The 26717-nt window shown below is 62.3% G+C and carries 29 protein-coding genes and 2 tRNA genes; 14 read left to right on the forward strand and 17 right to left on the reverse strand.

Annotated features, from left to right (window positions below):
* Positions 1-204: 204 nt before the first annotated feature.
* From RBH20_RS04265 to RBH20_RS04275, 3 genes are all read right to left on the reverse strand, one after another.
* Positions 205-909 carry a universal stress protein gene (locus tag RBH20_RS04265; RefSeq protein ID WP_306705830.1) on the reverse strand — a complete coding sequence of 235 codons (705 nt, stop codon included), beginning with the start codon at positions 907-909 and terminating at the stop codon, positions 205-207.
* A gap of 816 nt (positions 910-1725) precedes the next feature.
* On the reverse strand, positions 1726-3084 hold the full coding sequence (locus RBH20_RS04270) for an NAD(P)/FAD-dependent oxidoreductase (protein ID WP_306705832.1): 1359 nt from the start codon (positions 3082-3084) through the stop codon (positions 1726-1728).
* A gap of 96 nt (positions 3085-3180) precedes the next feature.
* Entirely contained in the window at positions 3181-3702 is a 522-nt protein-coding gene (locus RBH20_RS04275; protein WP_306705835.1) for a response regulator, read from the reverse strand.
* A gap of 216 nt (positions 3703-3918) precedes the next feature.
* Between RBH20_RS04275 and RBH20_RS04280 the strand changes: the two genes are divergently transcribed.
* Positions 3919-4872: a D-2-hydroxyacid dehydrogenase gene (locus RBH20_RS04280; RefSeq protein ID WP_306705838.1), complete on the forward strand. Its 954-nt coding sequence runs from the start codon at positions 3919-3921 to the stop codon at positions 4870-4872.
* Here the strand turns inward: RBH20_RS04280 and RBH20_RS04285 are convergent, their stop codons facing one another.
* The 4 genes from RBH20_RS04285 to RBH20_RS04300 form a co-directional block, all read right to left on the reverse strand.
* Entirely contained in the window at positions 4873-5253 is a 381-nt protein-coding gene (locus RBH20_RS04285) for a hypothetical protein (RefSeq protein WP_306705840.1), read from the reverse strand. It lies immediately after the preceding gene.
* 91 nt (positions 5254-5344) lie between these two features.
* Positions 5345-6382, reverse strand: a complete 1038-nt coding sequence (asd, locus tag RBH20_RS04290; RefSeq protein WP_306705842.1) for an aspartate-semialdehyde dehydrogenase — start codon at positions 6380-6382, stop codon at positions 5345-5347.
* Positions 6383-6450: 68 nt separating this feature from the next.
* Positions 6451-6885 carry a hypothetical protein gene (locus RBH20_RS04295; RefSeq protein ID WP_306705844.1) on the reverse strand — a complete coding sequence of 145 codons (435 nt, stop codon included), beginning with the start codon at positions 6883-6885 and terminating at the stop codon, positions 6451-6453.
* 58 nt (positions 6886-6943) lie between these two features.
* Complete coding sequence (locus RBH20_RS04300; protein ID WP_306705846.1) at positions 6944-9169, reverse strand: AAA domain-containing protein; 2226 nt, start codon at positions 9167-9169, stop codon at positions 6944-6946.
* Between the two features lie 104 nt (positions 9170-9273).
* Here RBH20_RS04300 and RBH20_RS04305 point away from each other — a divergent pair, with 104 nt between their 5' ends.
* The 3 genes from RBH20_RS04305 (at position 9274) to RBH20_RS04315 (ending at position 11288) form a co-directional block, all read left to right on the forward strand.
* On the forward strand, positions 9274-10314 hold the full coding sequence (locus RBH20_RS04305) for a tyrosine--tRNA ligase (protein ID WP_306705848.1): 1041 nt from the start codon (positions 9274-9276) through the stop codon (positions 10312-10314).
* A gap of 12 nt (positions 10315-10326) precedes the next feature.
* A complete protein-coding gene (locus RBH20_RS04310; RefSeq protein WP_306705850.1) occupies positions 10327-11016 on the forward strand; it encodes a class I SAM-dependent methyltransferase in 690 nt (229 codons plus the stop codon).
* Positions 11017-11217: 201 nt separating this feature from the next.
* Positions 11218-11288 (forward strand) — tRNA-Gly (locus RBH20_RS04315).
* Between the two features lie 204 nt (positions 11289-11492).
* Here the strand turns inward: RBH20_RS04315 and RBH20_RS04320 are convergent.
* Positions 11493-11807 (reverse strand): hypothetical protein, encoded by a 315-nt coding sequence (locus tag RBH20_RS04320; protein WP_306705853.1) that lies wholly within the window; start codon positions 11805-11807, stop codon positions 11493-11495.
* A 96-nt stretch (positions 11808-11903) separates the two neighbouring features.
* Here RBH20_RS04320 and RBH20_RS04325 point away from each other — a divergent pair, with 96 nt between their 5' ends.
* Positions 11904-12059: a hypothetical protein gene (locus tag RBH20_RS04325; protein ID WP_306705855.1), complete on the forward strand. Its 156-nt coding sequence runs from the start codon at positions 11904-11906 to the stop codon at positions 12057-12059.
* 131 nt (positions 12060-12190) lie between these two features.
* Complete coding sequence (dinB, locus tag RBH20_RS04330) at positions 12191-13552, forward strand: DNA polymerase IV (RefSeq protein ID WP_306705857.1); 1362 nt, start codon at positions 12191-12193, stop codon at positions 13550-13552.
* 6 nt (positions 13553-13558) lie between these two features.
* On the opposite strand, the gene RBH20_RS04335 is transcribed toward dinB, so the two are convergent.
* Positions 13559-13906, reverse strand: a complete 348-nt coding sequence (locus RBH20_RS04335) for a hypothetical protein (RefSeq protein WP_306705859.1) — start codon at positions 13904-13906, stop codon at positions 13559-13561.
* Positions 13907-14075: 169 nt separating this feature from the next.
* On the opposite strand from RBH20_RS04335, the gene bluB reads away from it, so the two are divergent.
* Both bluB and RBH20_RS04345 read left to right on the forward strand, forming a co-directional pair.
* Positions 14076-14747: a 5,6-dimethylbenzimidazole synthase gene (bluB, locus tag RBH20_RS04340; RefSeq protein WP_306705860.1), complete on the forward strand. Its 672-nt coding sequence runs from the start codon at positions 14076-14078 to the stop codon at positions 14745-14747.
* Between the two features lie 170 nt (positions 14748-14917).
* The gene (locus RBH20_RS04345; RefSeq protein ID WP_306705862.1) at positions 14918-16825 is read left to right on the forward strand and encodes a helicase HerA domain-containing protein; all 1908 of its coding nucleotides are present in this window, start codon (positions 14918-14920) and stop codon (positions 16823-16825) included.
* Between the two features lie 27 nt (positions 16826-16852).
* Here the strand turns inward: RBH20_RS04345 and tpiA are convergent, their stop codons facing one another.
* The gene (tpiA, locus tag RBH20_RS04350) at positions 16853-17500 is read right to left on the reverse strand and encodes a triose-phosphate isomerase (RefSeq protein ID WP_306705864.1); all 648 of its coding nucleotides are present in this window, start codon (positions 17498-17500) and stop codon (positions 16853-16855) included.
* Between the two features lie 98 nt (positions 17501-17598).
* On the opposite strand from tpiA, the gene RBH20_RS04355 reads away from it, so the two are divergent.
* On the forward strand, positions 17599-18204 hold the full coding sequence (locus RBH20_RS04355; protein WP_306705865.1) for a response regulator transcription factor: 606 nt from the start codon (positions 17599-17601) through the stop codon (positions 18202-18204).
* 1 nt (position 18205) lies between these two features.
* Here the strand turns inward: RBH20_RS04355 and RBH20_RS04360 are convergent, their stop codons facing one another.
* The 4 genes from RBH20_RS04360 to hisC are packed head-to-tail and all read right to left on the reverse strand — an operon-like array spanning position 18206 to position 20965.
* On the reverse strand, positions 18206-18733 hold the full coding sequence (locus tag RBH20_RS04360) for a multiprotein bridging factor aMBF1 (RefSeq protein ID WP_306705867.1): 528 nt from the start codon (positions 18731-18733) through the stop codon (positions 18206-18208).
* A 41-nt stretch (positions 18734-18774) separates the two neighbouring features.
* On the reverse strand, positions 18775-19383 hold the full coding sequence (locus RBH20_RS04365) for a CDP-alcohol phosphatidyltransferase family protein (RefSeq protein ID WP_306705869.1): 609 nt from the start codon (positions 19381-19383) through the stop codon (positions 18775-18777).
* Positions 19380-19886 (reverse strand): adenylate kinase family protein, encoded by a 507-nt coding sequence (locus tag RBH20_RS04370; protein WP_306705871.1) that lies wholly within the window; start codon positions 19884-19886, stop codon positions 19380-19382. The genes RBH20_RS04365 and RBH20_RS04370 overlap by 4 nt, the downstream gene beginning before the upstream one ends.
* Complete coding sequence (gene hisC, locus RBH20_RS04375) at positions 19883-20965, reverse strand: histidinol-phosphate transaminase (protein WP_306705873.1); 1083 nt, start codon at positions 20963-20965, stop codon at positions 19883-19885. Before hisC ends, RBH20_RS04370 begins: the two co-directional genes overlap by 4 nt.
* Before the next feature lie 254 nt (positions 20966-21219).
* Here hisC and RBH20_RS04380 point away from each other — a divergent pair, with 254 nt between their 5' ends.
* The 3 genes from RBH20_RS04380 (at position 21220) to RBH20_RS04390 (ending at position 23082) form a co-directional block, all read left to right on the forward strand.
* Positions 21220-21918 carry a chemotaxis protein CheC gene (locus tag RBH20_RS04380; RefSeq protein WP_306705875.1) on the forward strand — a complete coding sequence of 233 codons (699 nt, stop codon included), beginning with the start codon at positions 21220-21222 and terminating at the stop codon, positions 21916-21918.
* 48 nt (positions 21919-21966) lie between these two features.
* Positions 21967-22419, forward strand: coding sequence for a transporter (locus RBH20_RS04385; protein ID WP_306705876.1), 453 nt, complete (start codon positions 21967-21969; stop codon positions 22417-22419).
* Between the two features lie 84 nt (positions 22420-22503).
* Positions 22504-23082: a metal-dependent hydrolase gene (locus RBH20_RS04390; protein ID WP_306705882.1), complete on the forward strand. Its 579-nt coding sequence runs from the start codon at positions 22504-22506 to the stop codon at positions 23080-23082.
* On the opposite strand, the gene RBH20_RS04395 is transcribed toward RBH20_RS04390, so the two are convergent.
* The 3 genes from RBH20_RS04395 to RBH20_RS04405 form a co-directional block, all read right to left on the reverse strand.
* Complete coding sequence (locus tag RBH20_RS04395) at positions 23079-24710, reverse strand: GMC family oxidoreductase (RefSeq protein ID WP_306705884.1); 1632 nt, start codon at positions 24708-24710, stop codon at positions 23079-23081. The two genes, RBH20_RS04390 and RBH20_RS04395, sit on opposite strands and share 4 nt — an antisense overlap.
* 278 nt (positions 24711-24988) lie before the next feature.
* Positions 24989-25062 (reverse strand) — tRNA-Arg (locus RBH20_RS04400).
* Positions 25063-25139: 77 nt separating this feature from the next.
* Positions 25140-25376 (reverse strand): twin-arginine translocase TatA/TatE family subunit, encoded by a 237-nt coding sequence (locus RBH20_RS04405; protein WP_306707468.1) that lies wholly within the window; start codon positions 25374-25376, stop codon positions 25140-25142.
* A 539-nt stretch (positions 25377-25915) separates the two neighbouring features.
* On the opposite strand from RBH20_RS04405, the gene RBH20_RS04410 reads away from it, so the two are divergent.
* Positions 25916-26161: a hypothetical protein gene (locus RBH20_RS04410; protein ID WP_306705890.1), complete on the forward strand. Its 246-nt coding sequence runs from the start codon at positions 25916-25918 to the stop codon at positions 26159-26161.
* Between the two features lie 59 nt (positions 26162-26220).
* The gene (locus RBH20_RS04415; RefSeq protein ID WP_306705897.1) at positions 26221-26688 is read left to right on the forward strand and encodes a peroxiredoxin; all 468 of its coding nucleotides are present in this window, start codon (positions 26221-26223) and stop codon (positions 26686-26688) included.
* Positions 26689-26717: the final 29 nt, after the last annotated feature.

Consider the following 26717-nt stretch of genomic DNA (forward strand, 5'->3'; position numbering starts at 1 on the left):
CAATATTCTCCTATTTTTGTGTCTAGGGAATTGAAAATACCGAATCCGGGTTGGCCCAGCCAGACACTCTGTCAATCTGTTCAGATCGCGACTCACACGATTGAGAGAGGATTAATAGAGCTATTGATCGATCCGAGCAGTAGATGGTTGAACCGGCGTGAGACTGTCATTAAATAGCGGGAAAAGGCGTTTAGCTGGTTGTCGTCACCGAATAGTCAATACGGGAACGTCCTGTTTGTCAACAATATAATCGCCTACTGGGCCAAAGACTTCGTCACCAACATCCTGCTCGGTTTCACCCAGTACAACGAGGTCATAGTTGCCCGCGGCTTGATTCAGCTCAAATGCCACATCTCTTCCTGTTCGCACCTCTCGATTGATATGAAGGGCCGGAATGCCTTCACTTGTAAGGTGTGAACTCATCTCGTTTAAGATTCTTTCACCCTCAACTTCTCCTTCTGGGTCATCCGGATCCGCTATGTGTATGAGGTCAATTGAAAGCAGGTCATCACCGTCAATGATATTGAGAAGATTGGCCACTTTCTCTTCCGCATTGTGTGTGTGACGGGCGGCCATCAATACTTTGCCAAGTGTATTTGCTCCACCCGGAGTGAGAACCGCATCAACCCTATTGGCGATTTTTTGCCGTGCTTCGACCCGATCATGGTTGAAAACAAGTTTGTACTCCGTCCGTATCCCCCGTTGCTCGAATTGTTCGGCCTGCTCTCGCAACTCCGTGGTGAAGTCTTCCTCGTATTCGTTCTTTACTTCTTGGACAGACTCGTTTTCATCAAGATGGTAAAACCCAACAAGCTCTGCATCCGGGTATGCAAGACGGTCAAGGAACCCTGGTTCGGGGAACTCAGGATCGGGGAACTCGACGAATACGAGGACGCTTGGATGCTCCATATTGCTTATACAAGTTACAGCAAACTAATACTTACCCTGAAAATGTCTCGGCACCAGCGATACTGACTGCTGAGTCAATCCTTCTACTCAGGGCGCCACTCATATGAGATACGTGTCATACTTCCGACCATCATAATACTTTGCTGGTCTGTCGGGTCGCCGGTTGTAACTCGGAATAACTCTTCGCCCGTTGTAACAAGATAGGGCGATACCTACTGATAGCATTTATTCTATCATACACCTGTAATTTCCTTCTATCTCTGTGATTCCACGTTTTCGGTATGGTGGATATGCGCTCTGCACCCGGCACAGTCATCTAAAGCTGACTGATGCCAACACTCCCGGCAGACTCCATTCCAGGCTGGTCAGGATAGATTGCTTCCAAAAATTCGTCAGGAAGAGCGGTTACTACCGAAGAACTGATCCCAACGGTATACCGTAGCTGAAGCAACCGATATTCGTTATCAATATTTTCATTAGCGTACTCAAAATGTACGCCCGGAACACTAACGTCCGGCATCATCCTCGGCGGTGTGCCATGTCAGCCGGCAAACCCTCGTGCCGGGCGGGTCGTTGAATAACGACCAGATGCGCGAGCGGCGTCAGCCGCGAGCGCGGGTGATTACGGCGTAATCACCGAACGCCCAGACGGTGCAACCGTCTGGCAGATCGTCGAATGACGACCAAATGCGGTGTGAACCGCGGTCATGTCGCGTGCCCGGGTTCTCCGGGTCGTCATCGTCCCGGTGACGGGTCTCAGCCGGGGATTAAAGGCACGCACCCGTAGTTAGCCGGTCGCACACCTAAGGGTGACGTTCAGACGGCGTAGTCGTCCTCACGCAACTGGACGTACTTACCGTTGCGGGAGGAGAACTTCCCCCACTTGTAACTGAGGACCATCTTGATTCCGTTGTAGCCGCCACGGAGCGCCGCGTCGGCCTTGATCCCGCGGGCGTCCATCAGGTCGTTGGCGGTGGTAAAGGCCCGATCCCAGTCGCCGGGTCGCCAGTCCCGAACCATGTCCGCGAAGGTGACGTTCCGGAGGATTTCGTCGCCGATAGCGTCGTGCCAGGCGTCGTTGTACCGTTCGAGGCGGTCGTTTGCGGCGAGGCGACCGGCGATTTTCCCGGTGCGAACGGCGACATGGTCGCCACCCTCGTGGAACGCCGAGGTGGTCCCCATTGCTCCGCCAGCCACGGCGATGCCGGCACCCACCGGGGACTCTATCGGCCGAGTTGAGGAGATAGGGTACGTCTCCGTCCCCTTCGATTTCCCACGGTCTTCGACGAGCGGGAAGTCGTCGAGGTCGTACGCTTGGAACTCCCGTTCGAGCAGTCGCTCGATGTACTGCCGGCCCTGTGGAATACTGTCGTCGCCCGCTCTGAGCAGGTCCCACTCGCTGCGGTCGTAGGCGTCGATGTCCAGCCCGATAGGCATCGTCAGACCGATGCGGGCGACCGGCGCGTCGTTCGGGAAAATCCACGGGTACGCCGTGTGACCAGGCATGATACCCCACCAGAACTCGATGAACTCCGGTGTGAACAGCTCCTCGGGCATCCGGCGGTGCTCCTGATAGGCGATGTGGTTGACCTTGTTCGACGGCATGATGTCGGCCATCGTCTGTCCGGCCGGAAGGAACTGGTCGAGCGTGCCGCCGGTGATAGTCCGCTGTGGGCCGTCGGCGAGAATCACGTACTCGGCGGCGATGTCCTCGCCGTTGGCCAGTCGGACGGTGTGGCGTGGCGAACTCCGGAGGTCTGTCTCGACGCCGGTGACGCTGACGCCGATGCGGTAGTCCGCGCCTGCGTCTGTCGCCCGTTCGCGGAGCCAGTCGTCGAACCGCGCTCGGTGGAAGGTGATGCCGAAGCCGTCAGCACTGGAACTGATACCAGTCTCGGTAAGCGTCATCTCCGTCGAGGGGCCGTAGAACTTCGCCCCGTCGAGTTCGCTCAACACCACGTCTTCAGGGAACTCGGACCGGGGGATGCCCATGATGTCGAACCAGTAATCGAGTAGTCCGGCGGCGTCCGTCGAGTCCGGCCCCGTCCCCTCGCGGTCGGCTCTGGGGACCCCCTTTTCGAGGAGGACGGCGTCGGCCCCGTGGTCGGCTGCAGCCTCGGCCGCCGACGACCCAGCCGGGCCACCACCCACAATGGCGACGTCTACGTGTTCCATACCCGCTACGGTGTCCCGCGCCCGCTAAAACCTATTGTCTTGCATCGAAACTGGGGTTTGACGCTCTCACCTGACTAAACTGGAACACACCGTGCGCTACGGCTCGGACACTGCGTCGGTGAGTGACACGTCGTGCTGTTCCAGCCGTTCGACGGCCCGCTGGTACGAATCGCTTTCCGCGAGCGCTGTGGCCCGTACAGCGTCGGCAACTGTTGCCCGCCGGTCGGCAAGTCCCAGGATTTCTCGGCGTTGCGCCTCGTATTCACATCGGGTACGGACCGTCGAAAGTACTGACAACAGGGTATCCCGGTCAGCGGGCTTTCTGAGATACGAATCCACGGGGATATCCAGAATATCCACGTCCGGCTTGACGCTACTGATCATGACAACTGCGGGGGTAACTGACCGCTGCCGGAGCCTTTCGGCGACCGTTTCGCCGCTCAGTTCCGGCATCTGGCGGTCCAGCAGTACCGCATCGATCGTGTCGTCGATCCGTTGTAACCCTGTATGGCCGTCTCCGGCCTCTATAACCTCATATGCCTCCGGGAGCCAGAGCTTGTAGAGCTGTCTAAAGTCTTCGTCGTCATCGATCACCACAACGCTCGTCGATTTCCCCATTCCTTGAACGCTGTACGCTGGCCATCCTACAAATATGCTAAGATATCGGCGTACTATTACTACAAATTTTACTAATTCAGGCTGGTAGTTCCCTCGTTCTCTAACTATAGCAATATCGATACTATCTCTGGCAGACGGTCAACAGACTGCCGGCACCGTTTTGAGGGGCCCGCGTGGAGCAGACGGTATGGATCCGCACGCCACAGGAGGGGTTCAATGGCTGACATCGTTGTGACGCGCTATGACGTTCACGGAATGCCAGTCGACCAGTATGTAACAGCGCTCCGGGAACGACTGCCGGAATGGGATATCGCCGTCGCAGAGACGCCAGAGGCCGAGCGGGACTTGATTGCGGGTGCGACAGTCCTGACTGGGAACGACATCTCGCCGGAGCTGGTCGACACTGCCGACTCGCTGCAGCTGTTTGCAGGGACATACGCTGGATACGACCACCTCCCACTCTCGGAACTGGCGGACCGCGATATCGCGCTCACGACAGCTTCCGGTGTCCACGGCCCGAACGTCGCCGAGAACGTCGTCGGCTCGTGGCTCGCCTTCGCCCGGGGCTTCTTCACCGCCCGTCGCCACCAGCGCGACCACGTCTGGCAGTCGTTCCACACCAACGATTTCGCCGGTAGCCGTGTCTGCGTTGTCGGTCTCGGCGAAATCGGCGAGGCCATCGTCGACCGTGTGCAGGGATTCGACGTGGAGACCGTTGGCGTCCGCTACTCACCACAAAAAGGCGGCCCGACCGACGAGGTGTACGGCTTCGACGAGATTCACGAGGCGGTCACCGACACGAAGTACGTCGGGCTCGCCTGCCCGCTCACCGACGCAACAAGCCACCTTATCGACGCGGAGGTGTTCCGGACGATGCATCCCGAGGCGGTACTTACCAACGTCGCCCGTGGCCCAGTTGTCGATACCAACGCGCTGGTCAGTGCGCTCCAGCGCAACCATATCGACGGCGCGGCACTGGACGTGACCGACCCCGAACCGCTGCCCGGCGATCATCCGCTGTGGGACTTCGAGAACGTCCTCATCACGCCACACAACGCCGGCCACACGCCGAGCTACTACGAGCGACTGGCCGATATCGTGGCGGAAAACGTTCGGCAGGCCGAGCGAACCGGTGAGTGGGACGGGCTCAGGAACCAAATCGACCTATAGTCACTGTTGGCTGGCGAGATAGCCAGCGCGGGCTTCGTACAGCAGATAGGATACAACTGTCACAGCGAGCACGCCGCCGAGTAGTTGATTGAGCGTGATGCTCCCGACGCTAGTCCGTCCGGCAACTGCTCGCAGGAAGGAAGCCACAGCTACCATCGCTGCAACTCCGATGTACCGCCAGCGGGCCGCAACTGGAATCGTCTCACTATCATCCACAAGAGCTAGGTACAGATGTGCGCCACCCAATATGACAAAGTTCGTGCCTGCGAAAAACGCGATGGACCCGAGCCGTCCGAGCGGAAATACGAATGGGCGGAGCACTGAAACGATTATAACCACGCTCACCAGTCCAATCTGAAGCTTCGTATCGCGGGAGACCATGTGTACGCAGTCGATACTGGTCGTGAAAAATGTCTGCCTAGCGACTTGACCTCGGTCAATTTCTAAAAACCGCACTCAGCGAGGCCGACCGTTACAGATAGCCGCGTTTGTTCAGCAGTTCGCCGTTCAGCACGCTCGCACCGGCAGCACCACGCATCGTGTTGTGCGCGAGACAGTTGAACTGGACGCCGTCGGTCGTTTCGCGGAACCCACCGACTGCGACGCCCATGCCGTCCTCGATGTTGCGGTCGAGGCGGGGCTGTGGGCGGTCCGGCTCCTCGAACACCGTGATGAGCTTCTCCGGCGAGGACGGCAGGTCGATACCGGTCACGGACTCCATCGCGGCCTCAGCGTCGGCCGTGGAGATGTCCTCGGCTGTGTCGGCCCAGACGTTCTCTAGGTGGCCGTCGAGCGTCGGGATGCGGTTACAGGAGGCGGCCACGTCCATCTCGTTGAGCTGGACTTCCGCGCCGTCGAACGAGCCCAGTAGCTTGCGTGATTCGCTCTCCATCTTCTGCTCTTCGCCGCCAATGTGTGGGATTGCGTTGTCGATGATCTCCATCGACGTGACGCCGGAGTAGCCCGCGCCGGAGACGGCCTGCAGGGTCGAGACACGCACGTCGGTCAGGTCGAACTCGCGGTCGAGGCCGGCAAGCGGCGGCACCATCGTAATCGTCGAGCAGTTCGGGTTCTTCAGGAGTGCGCCGTCCCAGCCACGCTCGTCGCGCTGGACTTCGAGGAGGTCGACGTGGTCAGCGTTGACCTCGGGGATGATGAGGGGGACGTCCTCGTCCATTCGGCCGTTTGAGGAGTTCGAAGAGACTGTGTAGCCGGCCTCGCAGAACTCCGGTTCGACCTCCGCGCCGACGCTCGACGGGAGCGAGGAGAAGATGAGATCGACGTCGTCGGGCACCGAATCCGGGTCGGTGGCGCGGACCTCTGACCCGGCTACGTCCTCGGGAATCGGGGAGTCGACGCGCCACTTGGCGGCGTCCTTGTATGTCTCGCCAACGCTCGCGTCGCTGGCGGTCAGTGCTGCGATTTCGAACTCGGGGTGGGGGTCAAGCAGTTGGATAAGTCGCTGCCCGACTGCGCCAGTCGCACCGAGCACACCTACGCGTACAGTCATCGGTTGACACACGGCTACGGGTGGTCAAAACAGTTTGGATACGGAGCCATACCGCTGCCCTCGTCGGGTTACTCGTCTGCAGTGTCTTCGAACACCCATTCGATGACGCGGGCCTCGACGAGGTCCCGCTCTTCGACGTAGGGGTCGTCGCGATTCGCCAGCGCTTCCTCAGCCTCGGCGCGCATCTCCGCCTCGATTTCCGTGTGATCCGGCTCGTCTCGGATGTCGTTCAGCAGCGCCTCGAAGTCCTCTCGGAGATCGAAGGAGGCGCGAGCAGCGTTACACCGGGACAGCGGGCTCATCCCGGTCTCTAACACGAGGTCCCGAACCGTCTCCCAGTCGGAGCCACAGAAATAGATGGACACCTCGCCAACGATGTCCTGCCAGGCGATGGGGTCGGCGTGCTTGAGCAACGGAACCGCCCGCGGTGGCAGGTCGAGACGGGTCTCAGTGTCGGGATTCCCGCACAGACAGCAGGCCTTCTCCGTCTTCCCCGTGTACATGTGGGACAGTTGGGTCGGACGTATTTGGACCCATCGCAGTCGGACGATAGCTGGCCAGCTACACCGGAATGAACTCGGGGTCCACGTCGCTCAGGCGGTCGGTGTTCGAGACGAACTGGTAGAAGTCGCTGTAGAGGTCAGTGCACTTCCCGTCGGCGTCGTAGCGGAGCGTGTGCCAGTCGGCGACAACGGCGCAGTAGCGCTTCGCTCGCGTGAGCGCGACGTTCAATCGTCGAGGGCCGTCGACCGGTCGCCCAAGGAACCCGACGGTCCCCTCGGCGTTGCTCCGGACGAGCGAGAGAACGATGGCCGTCCGTTCGCCGCCCTGAAACGAGTCAATGGTGTCGACAGTTACCCCGTCTCCAGCGTCGGTCCGCTCTGTGAGCGTCTCGCGGATACGTGACACCTGCGCGCTGTACGGTGTGATAACGCCGATTTCCTCGGAGGACACGTCTGCCAGCAAGTCCTGAACGAGATGCGCGACCAGTCTGGCCTCTGTCGGATTCGCTTTGGAGTGACCGACCGTCTCGACCCGGCCGCCGACGTTGTACCCCTCTATCGCTGGTCGGTCGGGAATCAGGTCGACGGCCCGCCCGTTCCGCAGCGTCCGGTCGTAGAACCGCCGGTTCGGGAAGTACGCGATGTCCCGGTGCATCCGGTACTGGGTCTGTAGCTGGAGGCCAACACCGTCGTAGACGCCGCCGTCGGCGTAGAGATGCTCAAACAGCGAGTGGCCGTAGCTCGATTCTGGCGGTTCGTCGCTGGCGCTGTAGGGCGGGAGCTGTCGGTGGTCCCCGGCCAGCACGGCGCGGTCGGCCCGGACCAGCGGGATACACGACGCTGCGCAGGTGGACTGTGTCGCTTCGTCCAGCACCACCAGGTCGAACTCACGGGCGAGCGTGGCGGCGCTGTTGTTCGTCACCGCGACAACGTCGGCCCGCCCGGGAACGTCGCCGTAGGCGCGATGCACAACGTCGTTTGCCGACTGGCTCGCGTTCACGCGGTCGAGCGTGTAGTCGTCGTCGCCGTGCTGGCCGTAGGCGTGCAGTGACTGCGGGTCCGCCGCGTCGCTCGTCGACGACCCCGCCACGAGGTTGTCGACCGCCTGATTCGAGTCCGCGCACACAAGCACGTCCTCGCCGGCCTGTGCGGCCCGTCGGACGATTTCGACCAGTGTCCGCGTTTTCCCGGTCCCAGGCGGGCCGTGAATACAGAACAGGTCGTCGGCCAGCAGCGCGTGCTCGACGGCCAGCTGTTGCTCCTGATTCAGTTCCGCGTCGAACTGGTCGCTTCGGGCGGCTGCCCCGTTCGAGAACGTTATCGGCTGGTTGCCGGCGAGCACGTCCCGGAAACGGTGGTCGGCCAGCGACTCGATCGCCTCCCGTTCACGGTCGAACGGAACGGGATTGAGCACTGCTGTGAGCCCATAGGTGGCGTCACCGTCAGTGAGTGCGCTTTCGAGCGCCGTCGCACCGTCGACCTCGGCCCAGTTCACCGCAAGCCAGACCGACCGGCCGCGGATGCGATCGACTGTCGCCGGGACCGGGAACGGGCCGTTCTCTCGGGCCCCGTCCACATCATGAATCAGCACCTCGTTTCCTTCGTGGATGCCGAACACCGACTCCAAGACAAACGCCCAGTCACCGCCCTGTCTGGCGGCGACATCGGCGGGCGGGTCGACGTGGAATCGGTACGTTCCGTCGTCTCGGCCTCGCGTGTGGAGTTCGGGGACTGCGTCGCCACCGGCCTCGTACACCTCGGCAGGTGAGCGCCGGTCGGCCTGTTCGCGGTTCTGCTGGCGAGTCGCTTCGCGTTCGCGCTCAACGTGGGAACGCAAACCGTCGAGCAGTTCCGCCAACGGGATCGGATTTCGGGGCGGTTCGCTGTCGTCTATGGGAGAGTCGTAGGAGGGTGGGTACGTTTCCGGGACGTAGTCGGAGTGCCAGAAGCGAATCCGGTCGGCCAGACCCGTGGCTCCGAAGGCGTCCGCGTCGATGAAGTCCCGCTCGCCGTCGCGCTCGAAGACGAAGATCTGTCCGTGCAGGGAGTGGTCGGTGAAGGCGACGAACTCGTCGGTGACCCGCGCTGAGTCCGGTTCGTGCAACGGGATACAGACCCAGTCTTCCTCGGGGTGGGCGAGTTCGTCGTGATGGCTCGCAAACTCGGCAACGGGCCGCGCGGGGACGACATCGCCGCGGTCGTCAAGGGCGTCGTCGTCGGGGACACACAGCGATGCGCCGTCGAGGGCGAAGGACCCGATGACGTGGTCGAACAGGAGGGACATCTACCCCCGAATGTGCCCTGCTGTCATAAAACAGTACGGCCCACCTCGCCAGCCCGTCACACCGGACAGGAACGTTTTAATCGCCGGACCGGCCACACATCGGTATGGATACCGCCGAGCGACTCGATCTGGTGACACGACACACCACAGAGGTCGTCACCGAGGACGAACTGCGGACGCTGTTCGAGGAGAGCGACCCGTCGGCGTACATCGGCTACGCGCCGACCGGCGAGATGCACATCGGCCACTTCACGACGATGCGAAAGCTCGCGGACTTCCTGCGGGCCGGCGTCGACGTGACGGTCCTCATCGCGGACCTGCACGCCCACCTCGATGATAACAAATCACCCTTCGACCTGCTGGATGCCCGCTCGGCCTACTACGAGACGGCCATCGAGGGCATGATTGAAGCGGCCGGCGCGGACCCCGAAGACGTGACCTTCGTCCGCGGGACCGACTTCCAGCTTGACGAGGAGTACACGCTGGAGATGTACCGGATGGCCGCCGAGACGACCATCTCTCGCACGCAGCGCGCGGCCAGCGAGGTCGTTCGTGAGTCCGAGAGTCCGAACCTCGGCGGGCTCATCTACCCGCTGATGCAGACGCTTGACGTGAAGGCACTGGACGCCGACATCGCCTACGGTGGCGTCGACCAGCGCGGTATCTACATGCTCTCCCGCGAGGTTCTACCGGACCACGGCGGCGAGTCGCCGATCTGTCTGTTTGCACCGCTGCTGTCGGGCCTTTCCGGCGGCAAGATGAGCGCTTCCGACGAGGCGTCGAAGGTCAACCTTACCGACAGCCCTGGCGAGGTTGACGAGAAGATCAACCAGGCGTACTGCCCGGCCGGTGAGGTCGAGGAGAACGGCGTGCTGGAGTACCTCAATCACCTTGTCTTCCCGATTCTGGACGTTCGCGGCGACTCGTTCGTCGTCGAGCGCCCGGAGGAGTACGGCGGCGACCTGACCTACGAGAGTTACGACGAGGTCGAAGCGGACTTCGTCAGCGGCGAACTCCACCCCGCCGACCTGAAGCCGTCCGCCGCAAGCGCGATCTCGGACGTTATCGATCCGGTTCGGGAGCGGCTGGCCGACGAGGACGAGCTACTCGCCGAGGCCTACCCCGAAAAGTACGGCACGGAGTGACGCAGTCGACCGATGCCAGCCTCCGATTCGAGCGCCGACAGTGACGAACCGGCCCGTTCGCGGGCCGCCGTCCGCCGGACGTACGAGGACATCGGTGACCACTTCTCGAAGACCCGTGAGTATGCTTGGCCGGAAGTCGAATCGTTCGTCGACGAATCCGATAGTGTTGGGATGGCGCTCGATATCGGCTGTGGCAACGGCCGCCACGCGGAACTGCTCGCAGGGGTCGCTGACCACGTCGTCGGCCTCGACGCCAGCCGCGCACTCCTGCGGGCGGCGACCGACCGCGTCGGCGACAGCGTCGCGCTACTGCAGGGCGACGCGACCCGCCTCCCGCTTACAGCCGGGTCTGTCGATCGCGCGGTGTACGTCGCGACGCTGCATCACCTGCCGTCGCAGGCCGCCCGCCGCGCCAGTCTGGACGAACTGGCCCGCGTCCTCGCGCCGGGTGCTCGGGCGCTCGTCAGTGTGTGGAGCACGGCTCACGACCGCTTCGACGCCGACCCCGACGCGGACGAGGGCTTTGACACGACCGTCGACTGGACGCTCCCCGGTGGCGAGACGGTCCCGCGGTTCTATCACATCTACGCGCCAGCCGAGTTCGAGCGTGATGTCGCTGACAGCGACCTTCGACTCGTCTCGATGGAACTCTCAAGCGGCAACTGTTACGGGGTTGTCGAGCTAGAAGGGAAACGCACTTAATTGCCTTCCATCTATGGACGTATACGTTCGCACTCGGGCGAAACACAGTCCACCGAGTCTGTGTCCGCACGAGTGAGCGGCGGTGGTGAGCAAATCCAACGGATTTGCGAACGACGCCGCGCGCGAACGAAGTGAGCGTGCGGCGGTGGCGAGCGATTCCAACGGAATCGCGAGGCACGCCGCGAAGACGCGGAGCAATGAGCGGCGGTGGTCTAGTGGTAGGACCTGAGCCTTCCAAGCTCATGGCCCGGGTTCAAATCCCGGTCGCCGCACTTTTTCAACGAACTATTGGTGAGTCGGAACTGTGGAGTGACGGATTTGACCTACGGAAATCCGAGCGACAGCGAGGATTTGCAGTCGAGTACAAACCCCAGCCATCGCATTCTGCGGCAACAAAAACGACCAGCCGAGGCGTTAGCAGGCGTTTGAAGCTCGCCGCGTTCGTCCTCTGTCCGGCTCCATAGCCGTCGACACCCTCACTCTGGCTCGACGGCAGCCTGCTCGAACTCTTCCCAGTCGTCACCAATCCATTCTTGTAGCCGGTCAGTGACGCCCGCGAAGTCCTCACCGTCCTCGAAGGACTCGACGACTACCCAGCCGTCACCGTCGCGGTCATAACCGAGGCTGTAGCCGCGGTCCCCGTTGATGATAACGACGAACGCGGCCACCACGTCGAGATCGGGGAAGAACCCGACCGGCGCAAACCCGTAGTCGTCGTACTGGGCTTCAAGGGCTGAGATTTCGCTCGTAGAGAGCGGTCTGTCCGGCAGCGAGTCCGTCAGTTCAGTCATTACGTCGCAGTCGTGGGGAGAGGACTGAAAACGTTTCGAGCGGGAGCACTCAAAGTGTGAGATAAATATAACTTCAGCCAACATTGAAGTGCTACCATGACTTTTGTTAACATGGAGCTATCCACGCTCCCGGCGGGAACGACCGTCGTACCATCCGGGATTGGCATCGGCGGACGACAACTCGCCGGTGGAGCAATGGCCACTCCACCGGCCACGTATCGCTATGCAACCAACGGCGTACGGAGCATCTGACACCCCACCCCCACCCCACCACTTTCCCTGCTCCCGTTTTCCGGGGTTATGTCGACACACCCGACCACCCTTGACCTGATGCGCTTGGCGAGGGCCGGTGGGGTTTTCTGCCAGTACACATAGCGTCGGGTATGGACGTTGCGCGGCTCCCTGGGACCAGCGGATCCGAGCAGATAGTCGCGCACGTCGACATGGACTGTTTCTACGCCGCCTGTGAACAGCGGCGGGAGCCAGCACTCAGAGATGAGCCACTCGTCGTGGGGATGGGTTACGAGAACGGCGCGACCCATGGGGCCGTTGCGACAGCGAGCTACGAGGCCCGAGAGTACGGTGTTGAATCAGCGATGGCCATCTCAGAGGCCCTGGAACGCCTGCCACGGAAGGTCGACGCTGTTGCGGCTCCGGACCTCGATGTCGAAGACGCCGGCTTCTACCGCCCGGTCGACATGGACTTCTACGAGTCCGTCGCCGCGGATGTCCGGGAAATCCTCCACACGGAAGCGGATGTCGTCCGCGAGGTGAGCATCGACGAAGCGTATCTGGATGTGACCGAGCGGGTCTCATGGGAGACTGTCGAATCGTGGGCGCAGGACCTGAAAGATACAATCGAGTCAGCGGTGGGCGTGGTCGCAAGTGTCGGCGTTGCCCCGACGATGAGCGCTGCGAAGGTGGCCAGCGACCGCGACAAGCCGGACGGGCTGGTCATCGTCGAACCGGGAGCCGTCCGAGAGTTCTTTGATGACCTCCCTGTCGAGGACGTGCACGGCGTCGGGCCGGTCACCGCCAGAGAACTCGCTACACTCGATATCGAAACTGCAGGGGACCTCGCGGCCGCCGACCCGGAACTGCTGGCCGAACGCTTCGGTGAGCGCGGCCGCGAGATACGCCGCTACGCCCGCGGCGAGGACGAGCGGTCGGTAACGCCGAAAGGCGACCCCAAGAGTCTCTCGCGGGAGTCCGCGTTCACTGATGCGACGGCCGACATGGAGGCCAAGTGTCGACAGGTTCGCACCCTCGCCGATGCTGTCGCTGACCGCGCCGAGCGAAAAGGCGCGCGTTACCAGACTATCGGCATCAAGGTCGTGACGCCGCCGTTCGATGTGAACACGCGCGCCCGGTCGCTTCCCGGTCCAGTCGAGGAACCCGAACTGGTCAGACGCATCGCGCTGGACCTGCTCGGCGAGTTCGCTGGCGATCCCGTTCGGAAGGTCGGTGTTCGCGTTTCGAATCTGGACTTCTCTGCCGGCGAACAGGCCAACCTGGACGGGTTCGGCGGTGGCGATGGTTCCGAGGAACCGTCCGATAATCCCCGCACCAGCAACGTCCCGGCGGTAGCCGACGAGCTGGACGACGGGGGGCAAGTCGGACTCGGAACGTTCGCCGAGAATGAGGCGGGTAGCGAGGCTGTCGAGGACACGGTGGACGAGGGAACAGACGCCGGTGAGACGCACATCTCGCTCCCGCCCGGTCAGACCACGCTCGCAGATTTCTAGGCGTTCTCAGGCGACACCGTGTTCCAGATTCTCCAGTAGTTTCCCGACGAACAGGCCGGCTCGCGGCGAAATAGTGTCATCAGCCGGGACATCTGTCGGATGTGCGGCCAGCGTGTCGACGAACCGCCGACTGTGGGTCATTGCGTGCAACATGTCGACTACGTCGACCACCAACCCTTCGTCGCTGGTGTCCATCCCGGCGTAGCGCTCTTTCTCCGCCTCGGTGTAGGAAATCGTCCACGCCGGGCCACCTGCGGCCGTGACGATATCGTCAAGCGGCGCCACCTTCAGGGGACCGTCGTCACTCCCGACGTACACGGTTCCGTCCTCGACGAACGTCTCGTATCTGTCCATGGACAGCCCAGCTGAATAACTATGCCAAGGAGTCCCATTGCAATAGCCGTTACCCCGACCTGAACTGACCGGCACTGATCATGATCTGCCTTGCATTCGGACATCGCTGTATCCGGAACATCCGCTGGCCAGCATAACCGGTATACAACTGTCGTCTGTCATGGAACATATGGCTGAGATCGGTCCCCAAGACCGCGAAGCAGTTTACAAGACCATCTATTCGCGACGAGACATCAGACGATTTGTCGGCGACCCAGTTCCCGAGGAAGTGCTCGGACGGATTCTAGACGCCGCTCACAACGCGCCCAGCGTTGGGTTCTCGCAACCGTGGGATTTCGTCGTGATAGAAGACGAACAGACGAAATCAGCGGTCGCAGCGATTGCCGAGCGGGCGATAGCGGCCGCACGAGAAGGATACAAAGAGCCGCGCAAATCAGAGTTCGGCCAGTTGAAACTTGAGGGGATAACCGATGCGCCGGTGAATATCTGTGTTACCTGTGACCCCACCCGCGATGCGCCACACGTTCTCGGCCGGAACACGATGCAGCGAATGGACGTTTATTCGACGTGCCTTGCCGTGCAAAACCTCTGGCTCGCTGCCCGTGCCGAGGGTATCGGTGTCGGCTGGGTCTCGTTCCTGTATCCCCACGAACTCCGTGATGTGTTGAACATTCCACACCACATTCAACCCGTGGCATATCTCTGTGTCGGCTACCCAGAGGACGGCTTCCCTTCCGAACCGGTACTGCAACAGGAAGGCTGGCGTAGTCGTATCGATAGATCGGAACTGGTCCACCACGACGAGTGGGGCCCCAGTCGGACACCCGAAACACGGTCATAACGGATTCGGTGAGAGAATCTCACCGATAGGACACGGAATCTCGAAGCCGACCGGGCGAAATCGCCGCGTCATTCCGAACGGTTTCGCCCCCGGCCCAGACCTGTACTGCAGTTGACGGTCGTCTGACGGAGAGTTATGGGGCCTGCGCGTCTCCGTCTTGACAGAAACGCATGGCAGAGACCGAACAGATAACTGTCGCGACGACGAGCGCGGGGCCGGGTGGGACCGGGGAACCGGGAGAGACTGTCAATCTCCCGGTGGTGGAACTGCTGACTGGCCGGGGATTCATCACCGGCAAGAGCGGGTCCGGGAAGTCGAATACGGCGAGTGTCATCGCCGAGAAACTGCTGGACAACGGATTTGGCCTACTTATCGTCGATATTGACGGTGAGTACTACGGTCTCAAAGAGGAGTATGAGATACTCCACGTCGGCGGTGACGAGGAGTGTGACATTCAGGTCACGGACGACCACGCCGGCAAGATCGCTTCGCTGGCGCTGGAACAGAACGTCCCCATCATTCTCGACATCTCGTCGTTCCTTGATGAGGAGGAAGCAGAGACACTACTGACCGAGGTCGCCAAGCAACTGTTCGCGAAGGCGAAAAAACAGAAACAGCCCTTCCTGATGCTCGTCGAGGAATGCCACGAGTGGATGCCGGAGAAGGGGTCGATGGGCGAGGTCGGGAAGATGCTCATCAAAATCGGGAAACGCGGCCGGAAACACGGGCTGGGCATCGTCGGCATCAGTCAGCGCCCGGCCGACGTGAAGAAAGACTACATCACCCAGTGTGACTGGCTGGTCTGGCATCGCCTGACCTGGAACAACGACACGAAAGTCGTCGGGCGCATCCTCGACAACAAGTACGCTGACGCCGTCGAGGACCTAGACGACGGCGAGGCGTTCATGATGAACGACTGGGCCGAGCAGGTCAGCCGTGTCCAGTTCCACCGCAAGCAGACGTTCGATGCCGGCGCGACGCCGGGCCTCGACGACTTCGAGCGCCCGGAACTCAAGTCCGTCAGCGACGACCTCGTTTCCGAACTGGAGACAATCAGCGAGGACCAGCAGGAGACGGAGAACCGGATCAAGGAACTCCGTGAGGAACTGGATAAAAAGAATTCCCGCATCGCCGAACTGGAGGCGGAACTGCAGGACGCCCGGGACCTCTCGCGGATGGCCGAGCAGTTCACCGAAGCGATGCTGGATCAGGCCGAGGACTACAACCCCGGCCGGACGGAACAGGAGAAGATGCGCCGCCAGCGCGAACGGTTCGCCGACCAGCCGGCGTCGGACGGCGACGCAGACGCCGACAGTGAGACGGACGCCGACGGTTCCCGCGACGAGCAGCCCGCGGAGCCGGACGAGACCGCTGACGCCACGTCTGGCGGTGGGTTCGGCGACGCGTTCAGCGCCTTTGCCGAGGACGGGGCTGCAATGAACGGCGGCAGCGCCAATGGCGGTACAGACGCGAATGGGAGCAGCGCTGACGCTGAATCGGAGCCAGATGCCAGCAACGCTGACGCCAAACCAGCGTCGAACGGCCACGACGCGAACGCCGACGTAGCGGCGAACGGGGGCGCCACAAACAACGGTGCGGCGGCCGTGCCAGTCAACGGTCAGGCTGAGACAGACACTGCTGAGACTGATGACGAGGATCTGAGAGCGGCCATCGCCGAGGCCGTTGAAGCTGAGCAGTCGGACGAGGCAACTGAAGCCACCGAAGACGAGACGTCGTCCGATGCTGACGGCCCCGCTGTCTACGGCGACCTGCGAGCCGACATCGAGGAGTTGGATCGAAAGACCTGCAGAATGCTCGCGTACTACCGTGAGCAGGGTCCCGGGACGCCGCTGAACGCACATTTCTCGGCCGGCGGCTCCGGCGACCGGACGGCGGCCTATGCACGAAATAGGGAGCTCCGGCTCCGCGGGCTGGTCGAACACGTCGGCCGTGGACAGTACGACACGCGACTGGCGGCGCTGGTTCGGGAAGAGAGCGACCGCCGACTCGACGAAGACGAGGTCGAGTCAGTTGTGTCCCAGCTTGAGTCGGCGTTTCTCGACGGGGACAGCGACTGAAAAGGTAGTACTGCGACGCCGTCGATTTTACAGGAGCGGTTCGACGAGGCCTTCGAGTGCTGCGCGCGGGTCATCAGCCTTCGCAACGCCGCTTGCCAGCAGGACACCGCTCGCGCCGAGGTCGCTCGCCGAGACGAGGTCCGCGCCGGTCGAGATGCCGGCCCCACAGAGCACGTCCACATCGCCGTTGACACGGGCAGCGGCGTCGACCGCGCCGGTCACGATGTCCGGGTCAGCCTTGCTGACGGGCGTGCCAGTCCCGATGAGTTCCGGCGGCTCGACGGCCACGCCGTCAGGGTCGAGCGCGGCGGCCGCGCCGATCTGTGCGGGGTTGTTCGCACAGACGATGGTTTCGAGGTCGGCTCGGTCGGCGGCGTCGAGCGCCCCGTCGATGTCCGCGAGCTTGAGCCGGTTCTCGGAGTGGTTCAGCAGCGTCCCGACGGCACCGGCGTCCGCAGCGGCCTCGGCGAGGGTACTGCCGGTGTGACTGCCGTGCTCGACGGCGCTAATGTGCTGGGCCCACGTCTCGACGCCGGTCTCCGCAACAGCGCCGATCTGTGCGGCCTGTGGCGCGACGGCGACACGAACGCCGGAATCGTCGCTGACGTCAGCAGCGGCGGTTGCTACCTCGACTGGGTCACACGGGTACGCCTTCAAATTGACAAGGACGAACATACGAAACGCACCGGTTGCTGTGGGGAAATAGGTTGCGAAGCCCCCGTTTGGCGTCCCTATCACTGTACCTTCGTTTCTCCCCAAACCACCGCTCGGGGATGACAGTTATTACGGTTCAGCCGAGACAAGAAACGAGACAAGCCGTGACAGCAGGGGATGACGACACACCGACCGTTCTGATAGTCGAGGACGAACAACACCTAGCCGACCTGTACACCGATTACCTAGCTGACCAGTATCACGTGCAGACGGCCTACAGCGGCGAAGAGGGGTTAGAACTGCTGTCGCCCGACATCGACGTCGTACTGCTTGACCGCCGGATGCCGGTCGTCTCCGGTAACGAAGTGCTTGCGCAGATCGAAGAGACAGGCCTTCGATGCCGTGTCGCGATGGTGACTGCTATTGACCCCGACTTCGACATCATCGAGATGCGCGTCGACGACTACCTTGTTAAGCCTGTCACCCGCGACGACCTGCGGGAGGTCGTCGATCGGCTGTACAGTATTCGGGAGTACAACGACCGACTCCGGACGCTCACGTCGAAAAAGCTCAAGCGCAACGTCCTCCGTGTCGAGAAAACCGACCGGGAACTCCAAGACAGCGAACAGTATCAACAACTCCAGGACGAGATCGAACGGATTTCGTCGAACGTCGAGTCACTCGCGGACGAACTCGACGTTGAGGAAGGAGACCTCCGGTTGTAAGCTAATCCTTTCGCTTCACAACATCGCCGAGCGTGTACTCGCCGTCGCTGCTCCCGCCGGACCACTCCGTCTCGTCGGCGCTGCCGCCGGCGCTCAGGGAGATCTCTAGCGCGCTTTCGAGTTTCTTCTGGACGTCATCGCTGGGCAGCGAGTTGCCCTGTTCGAGCTTCCGGATCAGGCTCGCCTTCTCGTTGAGTTGCTTTGCGAGTTCCTCCTGACTGAGGCCCTGGGACTCTCGACCTTTACGGATCCGGTCGTCGTAATCCTGTGCGACCTCGTCCATCTCGTCGAACATATCCCGACGGCGGCCACCGGACCCGCCACCCGTGGAACTCGACGAGGAGGACGAACTCGACGACGATGATGAGGAGGACGACGTCGAGTACTTCGTCGACGTAGACGACGTCTCCTCCGTTTTGACCTCCGTGCCGAAGTCGGTACACTCGTCACAGACGTCGAGTTCGGCTCCCTCGATTTTGACGCGGTTCGGAGACGAAACCTCCGTTCCGCACATCTCGCACTGAACCATACCGACGGCTTAGACGGGGCGCGGTATAAATGGTGCGCTGGCTACTCCAGCGCGGCCATCGCGTGATAAAACCGCTGGACGGCGGTAACGTGGCCGACGACGGCGAACACGACCAGTAGCCAGCCGACCAGCGTCAATCCGGCCAGTGCGGTCGGAACGAACGCCGCAACGCCCGTGACAACGCCGACGAGTGCAAGCCGGTCGGCGCGACCGAGCAGGCCGCCGTACACGCGGTCGAGGCCGACCGCCTGTGCCTGCGTCCCGAGATAAGAGGTCATCAGGACGCCGGTGACGGCGGCGATGCCCAGTTCCCACTGGCTCACACCGGCGGCGAGGCCGACGATGATGCCGATGTCGGCGTAGCGGTCCAGCACGTGGTCCAGCAGGTCACCGCCCGATGACGCGACGTTGAGTTCCCGCGCGAGCGCGCCGTCCACGAGGTCGAGCCAGCCGTTCAGAAAGACGAGGACGGCACCGCCGAGATACAGCAGGGGTTCCTGCGCCGCGACAGCGTACACCCCGCCCGCACCGAGGGCCAGCAGGAACGCGATGACGCTGACACCGTTCGGGGAGAGTCCAACAATCTTGGCAGCGCTGACGAACGGGCCGAGCGCACGGTCAGCCAGCGGGCGGAACTGATCGAGCGTCATAGCCAGTCGATGTAGGAGACGGTCCCCGCACTCGGCTCGCGCTCGCCGGCCACGACGGCCTGAATCTCCTGTGCCACCTCGTCGGGGTCCCGGTCCGTTGTCTCTATTTCATAGACGGAGTCCATGCCGTGCTCCTCGACGGCTTCGCCGAGGATGACATCGAGTGCTTCCGACTCCGCGTTCTCGTAGGCCTTCGAATCGTCGTCGCCGCGCTCCCGGAGCCGCTCAACGATGGTTTCAGGGTGGGCTCGCAGCACAATCACCCGGTCGGCATCGAAGTGGTGCGCGAGGTGGGACTCGAACAGCACGTCGTCACGGCCGTCCAGCCACTCGGACAGCCCCTCAAGATCGGCGACGAGGCTTCCACGGTCCTCGTCGATGCCCGTTGAGAACCCGTCGTCTTTGATCACGTCGTTGAGGTGGAGCGTGTCGAGACCTGTATCGAGGTGTTCCACTGCCGTTGTCTTGCCCGTCCCGGGCGTTCCGGTAACGGCGACTCTCACGCCTCGACCACCTCAATGACCTCGTTCAGTACCGAGACGGCTCGTTCCGTGTCCTCGCGCGTTCCGCAGGTGATACGGATGCATTCAGGGAGGCCGAACGAGGAACAGTCGCGGATGATGACACCACGCTCCTGGGCGGCATCCGCGATGGCCGACGCGTCGCCGACCTCCGCGAGGATGAAGTTCCCCGCGCTGTCCCAGGTCGGCGCGTTGAGTTCCTTGGCGAGGTACTCCCGGGCCCACGCAGCGGTGTCGACGGACCGCTCGACGTGCTCGTCATCGTCGAGCGCCGCCAGCCCGGCACGGCAGGCGAGTTCGCTGGCCGAGAACGGCGTGTTGATGCGGGCATAGGCGTCGGCCCAGTCCTCGGGAACGACCGCGTAGCCGAGTCGAATCCCCGCGAGCCCGTACGCCTTCGAGAACGTCCGCAGGAGCGCAACGTCGTCGCGGTCGTCCAGCAACGGCCGCTTGCTCGGCATTTCGGTGAACTCACCGTAGGCTTCGTCGACGACGACGAGGGTCTGCTCGTCGGTTTCCTCGGCGATAGTCCGGACCGCGTCGGTCGTGAACTCCGCCCCAGTCGGGTTGTGCGGGCTGGTGAGGTAGACGATTCGCTCGCCGTCGTAATCTTTCAGGACGGTGTCGGCGGTCTGGGCGAAATCATCGGTTTTCGAGAGCGTGTATTCATTGACCTCGCCGTGGTGATAGCGGGCGCTCATCCCGTAGTACGCGAAGCCCGGCGACGGGACAAGCACGTCCTGGCTGGGGTCGAGCATGGCTCGGGCGAGGCAGTCCAGCGCGCCGTCGCCGCCGTTGCTCAGCCACACCTGTTCGGGCGTGGCGTCCCACATATCCGCCAGCTCGTCCACAAGATCGGCGTGGGAGGCCTTCGGATAGGAGTGCATCCGCTCGGCGGACCCGCGAATCGCCTCGACAGCGTCCGGGCTCGGTCCGAACATGTTCTCGTTTGACGCCAGCTTCACCATGTCGTCCGGGTCGAGACCGAGTTCCCGGGCGACCTCCTCGATACCGCGACCTGCCCGATAGACAGTGTGAGCGGAGAGGTCCCGTGGTTCCATGGCTGTGCAAAACGGACGGGGCGGCTTAAGCGTGCTCACATCGGGCGTGGCCGTGGCTCCCCAGCCAGACCCATAGAAATTCGCTGGCGGCTTCCCGTGCGAAACCCGTCGATGACGGGTAAGACACGGAATAGCACGCTCCCCACCGAATCCCTGTCAGTCAGTGGTAATGAGCGTTACGGTGGGTCATCGTCGAGTTGCCGACCCTGTATCTACCGAAAACGGTAACACATCACAGGTACTGATACTGTGCAATGCCGCTTCTCATCGATATTCGGAAGCTCACGCTCATTACGAGACTCATTCAGGACGGAGCCGAACAGGTCGCCGATTCGCTGGCGACGCTGGCCGGGGTCGACGCCGCCGTCGAGATCAAGAGCCTCTCGTTTGTCCAGCCGGAGGACATCGCCACTGAGATGGGTGGCGGGACCATCTACAGCGCTCGTGTCCGACTGACGGAGCCGCCGTACGGTGTCTTCCTGATGACCTTCGAGACGGAGACGGCCGCGGAGATCGCGGAGCTGATGACCGGCTCCAGCGTTGACGATGGGTTCACACAGCTCCACGAGTCCGCGCTTCAGGAAATGTGCAACATCCTCACCTCGGGTTTCATCGACGGCATCGCGAACACGCTGAACGCGACAATCAATATGGGGACGCCGACGGTCGTACAGGACGACGCGACCGAGATCGCCGACAAGGCGCTCTCACACGTTCGCCGGGACTCACTGACTATCGTGCTCGACTCGCTCGTCGACATCAAGGAGAGCGACGTCGCGTTCTCGCTCCGCATCTTCCTCATCCCCGATCCCGGCTCGTTCGTCCACCTCATCGACCAACTGGACTACGACACCGACCGCGAAACGCACATCTCGGCCGACACCGATGCGGTCAAAGAACTCGACATGTCCGCAGACGTGGACGCCTTCGATGCCTTCGATTCCTCGGAGTAGCCGTACCGAACCCACGACGTTGAAGGGGGTCGCGTCCAACCGCCGCATATGAGTGTCGTAAACGCGGCTGTCTTCGGGGTACACCTGATATTCGCCGCGCTGTGGGCTGGCACCGTGTTGTTCATGACCTACGCTGTTCTCCCGACAGCGATGAACGGCGACTCCTCGCCGGGACCGCTGTCGTCGATTACCGGGAAGCTTCAGACAGTGTCACGGGCGAGTGCGACGCTCCTGTTCCTGACGGGTGGGCATCTGGCAGCGACCCGCTACACCGCCGAATCGCTGACGGGAACCGGTCGCGGGCACCTCGTCATCACGATGATCGTCCTGTGGTTCATTCTGGCTGGCCTCGTCGAGGTCGGCGCGTCGAAGCTCAGCGACGGTTTCGACCAGCAGAAGGTACGCGAACCGGCCCGGAACGCACGCCCGTTCCTGCTGGGCGCGTCTGTTGTGTCAATTCTCCTCTTGCTCGACGCTGGCGCCATTCTCGGCCTGTACTGAACGGCCGAGATATCAGTTACCGCTTACTCCTCACGCATACCTGTATCAGCAGATACAAATCACCATCCGGCATATCAGTGCACAATGTGGCCGTGGGGACATCTCGCCGTCGCTTACCTCGTCTACGTTGTGTACACTCGGTTTGACCCGACCCGTCGCCAGACGGCGGCCACGCTGACCGCGCTGGCGGTGGGGTCGCAGTTCCCGGACCTGATCGACAAGCCCTTCGCCTGGACGTTCGGCGTCTTGCCGTCCGGGCGGTCGCTTGCCCATTCCGTGTTCACCCTCCTCGTTCTCACAGTGGTCTTGCACCGACTCGCGGTCCGATATCGCCGAACGGACCTGTCGACGGCTTTCATGCTCGGCGCGTTCGTACACATCCTGACCGATATGAGCCCGACAGCGGTGGCAGGGCTACTCGGCGGCGACCTGACACAGTTACAGTGGCTGCGCTTTCTCGTCTGGCCGCTCCAGCCACCGCCACCGTACGCCAACGACACCTCCTTCGTTGAGCAGTTCGCTTCGCTCTCATTCGAACCGTACGTCCTGTTTCAGTTCGGACTGTTCGGCCTCGCCGTCGCCGTGTGGCTCGCACACGGCGCACCCGGTTTCCGGGAAGTCACTCGCCAGAGCAAAGCAGTGTTCACCGAGTCTGCGGACTAAAGCCGCTCGGAGACGTGGTCCGCGCACTTCAGTGCGAGCGCGGCGATGGTCAACGTCGGGTTCATCGACCCGGCAGTGACGAACACCGACGAGGACGCAATCGAGAGGTTCGCCACGTCGTGGGTCTGCAACTGTGGGTTGACTACGCTCTTGTCGGAATCCGTTCCCATCCGCGTCGTGCCCATGTGGTGGTACGCTGGCCCGGTGTCAGCCGGCCCGACCGTCCACGAGATGTCAGCGCCCAGCTCCGACAGCACGGCGTGTTGAATCTTGTTCGCACGAGTCAGCGATCGCTCTATCCGGTCACCCCACGACCACTGAATGTCTGGAACTGGATTGCCGTGGTCGTCCGTCGTTGACGTGTCCAGCGTTACGCGGTTCTCCTTCCGTGGCGGCTGGCCGACCAGTCCGCCCATCGCAATGCTGTTGCCGTAACTTTCGCGGAGGCTCGACAGCAACGTATCGCCCCACTCCTCACCGGAGAGCGCGAGTTCGACCGGTGATGGGCCAGCGTAGTTCAGGAACTCCAGTTTCAGCGGTGACAGCGTCTCGTCGGTCGCCGAAACGACCGTCTCGCCGTCCGCGACATGCTCGACTGCCTGCCCGGGGTCGTCGTAGAACTGGTGGCACTCGCTTGTGAGAAAGCCGACGTGGTTCTGACGCGTTTCACGGCCGAGCGTGCCGCCTGCCCCAGCGAACAGGTGATCCATGAAATAGTGCCCGACCAGTCCCGAACTGTTCGCCAGCCCGTCCGGGTGATCGTCGTCAGCCGACAGGAGAAGGAGTCGCGGCGTCTCGACGCCGCCCGCCGCGATGACGAACTCGCGGGCCGTCTGGCGGTGTTCAGTCCCGTCCGGCGTCGCGTAGACGACTGCTTCGATGCGTCCGTCGGCATCAGTAACGAGGCGCTGGACCGGCGCCCGGTCGATGACCCTGGCTCCCTCGGCTTCGGCGTCTTCGATGTGGACGCTGGCGTCGTACTTTGCGCCGGAGGGACAGACCGGCTGGCAGGTCCCGTAGCCGACGCATGGCCCCCGGCCATCGTACGGTTCCGAGTTCCGGGCGTTAGGCACGGAGTGCATCGTGATGCCCAACGACTCGCAGGCCTCGGCGAACAACGAGTCGCTGTGCGACGGCGGGAACCCGGGCAACGGATACGCACCGTCTCGCGGCGGTGCAAAGGGGTTGTCTGCGTCACCAGCGACACCCAGCGCCTGCTCGGCGTCGGCGTAGTACGGCTGCAGGTCATCGTAGCTGATCGGCCATGCCGGATCGTCGGTGTCGTGACTGCCGTCGAAATCCGAGGGGTGCAGCCGCATCACCATCCCCTGCCAGTGCAGCGTCGACCCGCCGACGCCTTTGACCCGTGAGATGTTCAGCGGGTAGTGCCGCTCACCGCTCGCACTGAACGCGTCGCGGTCGCCGCCCATATCCCAGACAGAGCCGTGGTCGCCGGGTCGGATCGTCTCTTCCATCTGCTGCTCTCGGTTCGACCTGTCGAACCGCGGCCCGGCCTCCAGCACGACCACGTTCTGTCCGACGCTGGCGAGTTGGCTCGCGATGAGTGCCCCTGCCGGCCCGGCCCCGATGACACAGACATCCGCCCGCTCGGACGGCTCCCGGTCCATTTCAGCAGGAGTTAGGTAAGCCTAAACTTATACGTTGGCATCTCAGGTGCTGTGGGCTGTATGCACGTCGGCTGCGATGGACGCTACTCGCATCGTTTAACTCACCGGGTCGGACGTGCTCGCTTCGCTGCGCGCGACCTCCCTGATTAGAATCCCGCCATGCCGGTTCGCTCCCTTCGGTCGCTGCACGGGCGTGTCGGGAGTGAGCAAACGCGAAGCGTTTGCGAACTACGCCACGGCCGCGAGTGTGTTTCGAGCGGATGCGAGAAACCACAAAGCGGGCGTGGCGGGATTCGAACCCGCGTTCTAGGGGTTAGGAACCCCTCGCCCTGGTCCACTAGGCCACACGCCCTACCGGGTGGTCGATTGAGCGGTGAAAAATCCTTTCGTTATCACTATCGCCCGCTAAAAACGGAGAAGTGGTCGAGATTACGTCTCGGTTTCCGTCGCCGTTTCGGTCGATTCGGCCGAGTCCACGGTAGACGCGTCGGCCCCTTCTGCAGCGCCGTCACGCATTTCTTCGAGTTCTTGTTCGACTTCTTCGCGCCCCTTCTGGAACTCGCCCATGGCTTCGCCAGTCGACCGCGCTAGTTTTGGAATCTTGTTCGCGCCGAACAGCAGGACGGCGATGAGGAGGATGACCATCATCTCCGTCGTCCCGGGCATCCCCGGGAACAGTACTGCGGATGTCCCTAACATTGTATCCGAAGGTTACGTGGTTGCTATTATAACCTTTTTGCTCAGGACGGCCAACTGGGTGATTCACTGCCAGTGGACTGACGCTGTGCTGCTGCCGGTCAGATACAGGACATGTAGCACAGACGAGGCGTACCCGCTCAGCCTGTGGAAGCGGCCTCGCCGGGAACTGTCGGCGAGGCCCGGCAGTGGGGTGTGGATCGGACGGGGCAATACGAGGCACCAGGTCTCCGGCCGTTCCATATCGCTGGTCTGGGTCGGCACGTCGACAGAGAGACTACACCATGTCCACGGGACCAGATTGATAGCTGGGGTGCCCGGGTGACACGGTTTGCGTGGCTGTGTCCTACGTTTGTGCTGTGTCCGTCTGCGGGTTCGCACCCGCATCACTGGCTACACCGTCCTGTCAATTCATTATTCGTTTGTTAACCTGCCGCGCACCGGGCACAGTCTCGGATGGATGCCGCCGCCCGGGGATATAACTGCTGTCGGGCGCTCAGAGATACCAGATGCCGGCCGATAGTCACACGATGGAAGTCAGGAGCGGGGAAGAAGTAACCATTCGACCGATCAAACCCGTCGGGGAGGACATTGTTCGGGTCGATATTGAGGCCGATGGAGTGTGGCGACTTGATATCACGCGCGAGGGTGAGATTGCCGATGTTGTCACGACCCGTGACGCTGACGGGACACTTGCGGACCGCGAACTGCCGGAGTGGATCGACGAGGTCACGGCGAAGTTCGCACAGTTCTGATCGCGCCCGGACTCGGTCAGGTCGGAAAGGGTTTTACTCGCCTGGGTCAACTCGGCAATATGGTCTCAGTTGGAGACGTTGCGCCTGATTTCACGGCACCGATCGCAAACGGCGACGTTGACGAACTAACGCTGTCCGAAGCGCTCGCCGACGGGCCTGTTGTGCTCGCGTTCTTCCCGGGCGCATTCACCAGCGTTTGCAGTCACGAGATGAACTCGTTTCAGGACCGACTCGACGAACTCACCGAGGCGGGGGCGACGTTGTACGGTGTCAGCATCGACACACCGTTCTCACAGAACGCGTTCCGGGACGAGCTGGGACTTGAGTTCGACCTCGTCAGTGACTCCGGGCGGGAGATCGTCGATGCCTACGACATTTCGATGGACTTCGAGGCACTCGGCGTTCCGAACGTAGCAAAGCGAGCTGTCTTCGTTGTCGACGAAAATCAAGAAGTCACGTACGCCTGGGTCAGCGACGACCCCGGCGTCGAACCGGACTACGACGAAGTTATCGACGCCGCCACCTGATCGCGCCGGTGGGGGATTTTTCGCGGTGG

The sequence above is a fragment of the Haloarcula sp. H-GB4 genome (assembly GCF_030848575.1).
Taxonomy (GTDB): Archaea; Halobacteriota; Halobacteria; order Halobacteriales; family Haloarculaceae; genus Haloarcula.